The organism is Fibrobacter sp., from assembly GCA_012523595.1.
In the GTDB taxonomy this organism is placed as follows: domain Bacteria; phylum Fibrobacterota; class Chitinivibrionia; order Chitinivibrionales; family Chitinispirillaceae; genus JAAYIG01.
Genome location: JAAYIG010000116.1, coordinates 1 through 6140, shown reverse-complemented (window position 1 = coordinate 6140; position 6140 = coordinate 1). Strand labels below are relative to the sequence as shown.

The window sequence follows — 6140 nt, the reverse complement described above, 5'->3', positions numbered from 1 at the left end:
GTGGAGATAGTACCTGTACCCCTCACCGAGAGCCTGGGAACAGTAACAGGAAAATATCCAGCAAAGGATAAGATGACCTCATCGGCAGTGGATCTCCTTGGTGAAGAATCGATACAGCGACTTCTGCATATAACAGATACAAATAACCCTTATCGGTTTGACCTGAGGCGCGGAGCGCTGGCGAGGGTTGCCGGAGGAGGAATTCATTTCAGTGATGAGATCTATAAAAACAAAAAAGATCTTGTTCAGGTTTACCTCGGGGTGATTCAGAATCGCAATATCGAGATAGATGGATTCAAGTGGCCGATTGATACCCTTATAATAGCCACATCAAATAACTCCGAATTCAACCGCTTCCTCTCTGAGAAAGAAGAGGCGCCGATTGTTGACCGGTGCAGAATCTGCTATGTGTCCCACAACACAAACTACAGGCTGCAGAAAGACCTGACGCAGTATGCTATCGGTAAAGAAGCCCGTACTACGCTCAACAGAGAAATACTGCATCAGGACCCCAATCTCAATTATGCAGCATCAGTAGCGGTCGTTCTCACCAGGCTCGCCCGTTCGGAAAAACTCACTCCGATAGAGACTCTGAAACTGACAGCGGGAGAAGTTGCCGGTGAGAAAAGCATAAAGACTCTGGCCGAGGTGATAGATACCCTGAACCAGGACCCTGTAATTGTCAACCGTTTCGGCCAGAGGGGACTCGGACAGAGAAACCTGGGAAGGGCGGTTCAGCTTCTGATAGAAAGCTCGGAAACAAATGAGGGCAAGTGCATGTTCGCTTACGATATCTTCAAGGCGCTTGAGAGAATTGTGCTCGATTATGTGACAGATGCCAACAGCAGGAAGAAATACCTCGAGGATCTCAAGATCGCCAAAGGGCTGTATCGTGAAAGAATCATGACCGAGATGTTCAATGCCTATATGGATGAGCCGCACGCAATCCGCAAGGATGTGATGAATTATGTCAATATGATAATCGGTATCGATGCCGAGAATCTGGGGCCGGACAGGATGTGGAAATACCGCGATCCGCAGAGCGGAGAACTGAAAGCACTCAAAATTGACGAAAGATACATTGCGAGTGTAGAGGAAAGGCTCGGTCTTAAAACCAGAGAACAGAGAGATATGTTCAGAACATCTATTAGAAAGATATACGGGCAGAGAATCTCTCTCAATCCGGATTATGATTTCATGGACAATCTCGAACTGGTGAAAGCTGTTACCGATGTCCGTCTGAAGTCGGACATTGCAGGAGCAGGATCGCTTGTCGGCGCGCTTGCCAACAGGACAAACGAGGAAAACCAGAAGCTCTATGACCGGATGATCCAGACGATGCTTCAGAAGCTCGATTACTGCACCACTTGCGCGCAGAAGACAATAGAGTATTTCTGCACCCAGGAGGATGAAAACTGAGATGAATGAAAATGACAGAGAGAAATATCTTTCTGAAAAGAAGGAAAGATTATTGAAGGAACTCAATGGTTCCATGAATCATGATCTTCCTACTGAGGAGGAGAGCGGAAACTGGAAACTTAGCGGTCTTTATGATCACTCAGACCTGCTGCTTCTCCAGAATGCTCAAATTACATCCAACCCTGTTCTTTCTCTTGCATCGCTGGATGAATTGCTCGAGAGGGATCGTCTGAGGGAAAAAGACGGGTTTCCCAGAAAAATCAAGGTCGGGCGCTTGATCAAGCCCGGAAAAATTGACAATGGGGCTGTCATAATCGTTCCCAGTACAGTAGAGGAGAAATTCATTCATGATTCCGCCTTTAATTACACAGAAGGGGGAGAGTCTGGAGGAACCGGAGAGGGAGAAGATGGAGAGGTGATTGGTGAGCAGCCTGTTCGTCCTGAGCAGGGACAGGGCACCGGAGCAGGTGAAGGCCAGGATGCCTCGCATGATGTGCAGAACAGCGCCTATGATCTGGGAAGAATTCTAACGGAGAAATTTGAACTCCCCAATCTCAGGGACAGAGGTGCACGCAGGTCATTGACAAAGTATGTCTACGACATTACCGACAAGCATCGTGGATTCGGGCAGGTGCTTGACAAAAAGGCTACCCTGCGCAGAGTTCTTGAAACAAATTTCAACCTTCAGCGGATAGGTGACATTAACAACATCGACTCAACTGATTTCATAGTCTCACCGACAGATAAAATCTACAGAATACTCTCAAGAGAGAAGGACTTTGAATCTCAGGCAGTGGTATTCTTTGTCAGGGATTACTCCGGCTCTATGGAGGGGAAATGCACTGAACTGGTTGTGGCACAGCATGTTCTTATCTACTCCTGGCTTCTCTACCAGTATGCAAAGAGAGTCGAAACACGCTTCATCTTGCATGATACCGGGGCAAAGGAGATACCTGATTTCTACACCTACTACAATTCAAGAGTTGCCGGAGGCACACAGGTAGCGGCTGCTTATCATCTGGTAAATGAAATAGTGGAGAAGGAGAATCTGGCCCAGGAGTATAACATCTACGTGTTTCATGGCACTGACGGGGATGACTGGGATACGACAGGTGAAAAAACTCTGCCCGAGCTCAATAAAATGATGGATTATGCAAGCAGGATAGGAATCACGATTGCCTCACATGCCTATGCTGCAAATGAGAAGACAGAGGTACAGGCATACCTGGAAAACTCAGGACTTCTCGAGGAGAGATCCGATCTGCTCAGGATGGATGTAATGAGTGAGGATGCCAGCGAGGCGAGACTGATAGAGGGTATACGGAAACTTATCTCACACGAAATACCGGTGTAAAGGCATAAGATGGAACTTATTGATCAAAGAACCAAATCTATAATGGAGGGGTGCAAGGAGCGCGCCCGTAAAGCCGGACTTAACTTCCAGGAAGAAACTCTGGAGTATATAGTAACTAACAGGGACTTGATTCAGCTTACACCCAGACTTATGATACCAACTCTCTACGACTACTGGGTTCATGATGTGGAGGTGCTGAAGGAGCAGGGCCGCTACGAGCTTTACCCGTCCAATCCTTACGAAACGGTAATCAACACCCGTCCGGCGATCTCTTTCTATAATGATAATAATCCGGACTGGATGAATGTGATGATCTTCTACCATGTTCTGGCGCATATTGACTTTTTCCAGAATAATGTCTATTTCAGGAACACCTGGGATTATGACTTCACAGGACAGGCCCTGTCCGACAAGAGGTTGATCGCCAAATTGCGTTCTGAAAAAGGCCGCTGGGTTGACTATGTGATAGAATTCTCAAGGGGGATCGATAATCTTGTAGGATATTATTCCGAGATGACAAATCATGATCATCTTCCCCATCAGAATGAATCATCGGCGCTTGACTTCTATTTCGATGTATTTCTTCAGACAACTCTTAAGGTTCCGATCACTGAATACATGAAGGAGCTTGAGAAGTACAACAGATACACAAAAGAATTTGGAGATACAGCCGAGCAGGTATTCTTTACAGAGGTTCGCAGCAGATATCCAGAGTTCAATTCTCTTCTTGGAAAATACAAGAAAAGCCACTGTGACAACAGGTACGATATTTTTCAATTTATCCTTAACAATTCTGAACATCTTCGCAGAGAAAAGAATGCCTGGATCCGGTCGATTATGGAGGTTGTGCGGAAAACGTCGATTTTTTTTCAGCCGCAGATTCGCACAAAAATCATGAATGAGGGATGGGCAAGTTACTGGCATGAGAAACTGTTTCTGGCTGATGACCGCATAAAGGGTCATGAGATCGATTTTGCCAGAACACACTCCGGAGTTGCTTCACTTCCAAGAGTCGGGCTTAATCCCTATGCTCTGGGGATGAGGTTGTTTCAGTATATCGAGGAGATGGCGGACAAAGGGAAATACTGTGCTGAATACATTAAAATTTCGGATTTCATGGAGCGGGAAAAGTATGACAAGGGAACAAAGAGGGGATTGGATTACATATTTGATATCCGCAGGGACCTTTGTGACACTCTCTTTATCGATTACTTTACAGACCAGGAATTTATAAGCAATCATGACCTGTTTGTGGCGGGGCGACGCCTGAATCAGGAAAAGATGGTCTGGGAATACTATGTAAAGAGCCGCAAGGTGGAGGATTATAAAGAGATGCTTCAGGATCACCTCTACCACCCGCCTTACGTTACCGTTGAAAGATCGTCCGAGGATGAAAATGCCCTCTATCTGAATCACCATTTTGAGGGTAAACCGCTTGTAACTGAGTATATCGGTAACACGATGCTGGGAATCGAGTTTCTGTGGGGTGGTCCGGTTCAGCTTGAGACAAGCGAGCCTGTTTCTGTTTCTCAGGGAGAGAGACGGCATCCTTCATCGGGTAATAATGACAAAGCAGAGGTGAAATGGAAGCGGGTTCTCTATACCATGAGTGACAGAAAGTTGACAAAAAAAGAACTGGAGTAACGGCAGGAAGATTTCAATATGATGCCGATACCGACCCGGAAACATACAGTGTTCATGAAATGAAAAATTTCCATCTGAAGGTAAATAAAAATGGAATCTGTAATAGGCGCACTTAATAATCTAAATTCCAAACTGATTCACAGGAGCAGAAAACCCCCGGTGAGTTTTGAAGAGTTTCTGTGTGATGTAGTCCGTAGGCCCAGCATTGTCCTGAGGAACATCTTTCAGGTGTTCCATGATATGATAGAGTACCACATAGGAGAGGGTATCGATGAATATCCGAATGATCCCGAATCTATTCATTATGTCTACTATGACTGCAGCAGGCTTTTTGAGGAAAAATCCGACCGTCCGTTTTTTGCCGACAGGCTCTTTGCCAACAGGCTGGTAAATCTTGTGGAGAGCATGAAGCGCGGTGCTCAGCAGAATAAGATTTATATCTTTAATGGTCCTCCAGGCTGCGGAAAGAGCACATTTCTTAATAATCTTCTGCGTAAATTCGAATCTTATGTCAATTCAGAAGATGGGATGAGATACGAACTTGTATGGAGGATAGATCCAAAACTCTTCGGTTCTCCATCGGAGATCTCAGCATTTCCTGTGCTTGAACAGCTTGCTGCCATTCTTTCCAGTGAAAGAGGAGAGATCTCGGGGTACAAGGGTGTTGAGGCGCATGTGCCTGTGAGCGCTGACGGCTGCATAGAGGTTCCATGCCCAAGTCATGACAATCCGATTCTGATCATACCGAAAAACCTCAGGGAAGACTTTTTAAGGGACTTGTTCAAAGATTCTCCCTTTAAAGAGAGACTCTTTACTGACAGGGAATATCACTGGATCTTCAGGGACAAACCCTGCACCTTTTGCAGTGCCCTTTACAGAGCACTTTTGAATCTTCTGAAGAATCCATCGGTAGTGCATAAAATGGTCTATGCAAGGCATTATCGTTTTAACAGAAGAGTGGGAGAGGGGATAAGTGTTTTCAGTCCCGGTGATCAACAACCAAGGAACAATGTTGTTTACAATCCAGCTATACAGGCCAGACTGAACAGTCTTCTGAAAAGCTCAACTGAGGTGCACTATCTTTTTTCCAGATACGCTAAGACCAATAATGGTGTTTATGCCCTGATGGATATAAAGGGTCACAACACCGAGCGGTTTATCGAGCTGCATAATATTATAAGCGAAGGTGTACACAAGGTGGAGGACACCGAGGAAAATGTAAACTCGCTTCTCCTTGCGATCATGAATCCTGAAGACCAGAAAAATATAAAGGAATTCAAATCTTTTTCTGACAGGATAGACTATATCAACATCCCCTATGTAATGGACATGAATACAGAAGTGAAGATTTATAAGAACACTTTTGGAAAACAGATCGAGGAGCGTTTTCTGCCCAGGGTTCTTACTAATTTTGCCAGAGTGATTATCTCCTCCAGGCTGACTACCCGTTCTGAGGCTCTTCTGGAATGGATTGGTGAAGCAAGAAAGTACAATCTTTTCTGTGATGATAACCTTCAATTGCTCAAAATGGAGATCTATTCCGGTGTTATCCCTCCGTGGCTGACAGAGGATGACAGGAAGAAACTTACTGCACAGAGACGCCGCAGAATTATTGCGGAGTCGGATCGGGAGGGAGCAAGCGGGATTTCCGGAAGAGATTCCATCAGGATTTTCAACGAGTTTTACTCTACCTACGGCAAGCATGAAAAGCTGATAAACATGT

The 6140-nt window shown here is 45.4% G+C and carries 4 protein-coding genes; all 4 read left to right on the top strand.

The window, feature by feature from the left end; translation table 11 throughout:
* On the top strand, nt 1–1419 hold a 1419-nt coding region (locus tag GX089_07845; protein NLP02390.1), incomplete at its 5' end, for a serine protein kinase PrkA.
* Nucleotides 1409–2773 (top strand): DUF444 family protein, encoded by a 1365-nt coding sequence (locus tag GX089_07840; GenBank protein ID NLP02389.1) that lies wholly within the window; start codon nt 1409–1411, stop codon nt 2771–2773. The genes GX089_07845 and GX089_07840, both read left to right, overlap by 11 nt.
* A 9-nt stretch (nt 2774–2782) precedes the next feature.
* Complete coding sequence (locus GX089_07835; protein NLP02388.1) at nt 2783–4417, top strand: SpoVR family protein; 1635 nt, start codon at nt 2783–2785, stop codon at nt 4415–4417.
* 90 nt (nt 4418–4507) lie between these two features.
* The coding region (locus GX089_07830) for a serine protein kinase PrkA (GenBank protein ID NLP02387.1) at nt 4508–6140 on the top strand (1633 nt) is incomplete at its 3' end.

What these genes read in the sequence shown, in the direction of transcription:
- GX089_07840 (NLP02389.1), top strand. Translation starts at nt 1,409, where the DNA reads ATGAAAACTGAGATGAATGAAAATGACAGAGAGAAATATCTTTCTGAA.
- GX089_07835 (NLP02388.1), top strand. Translation starts at nt 2,783, where the DNA reads ATGGAACTTATTGATCAAAGAACCAAATCTATAATGGAGGGGTGCAAG.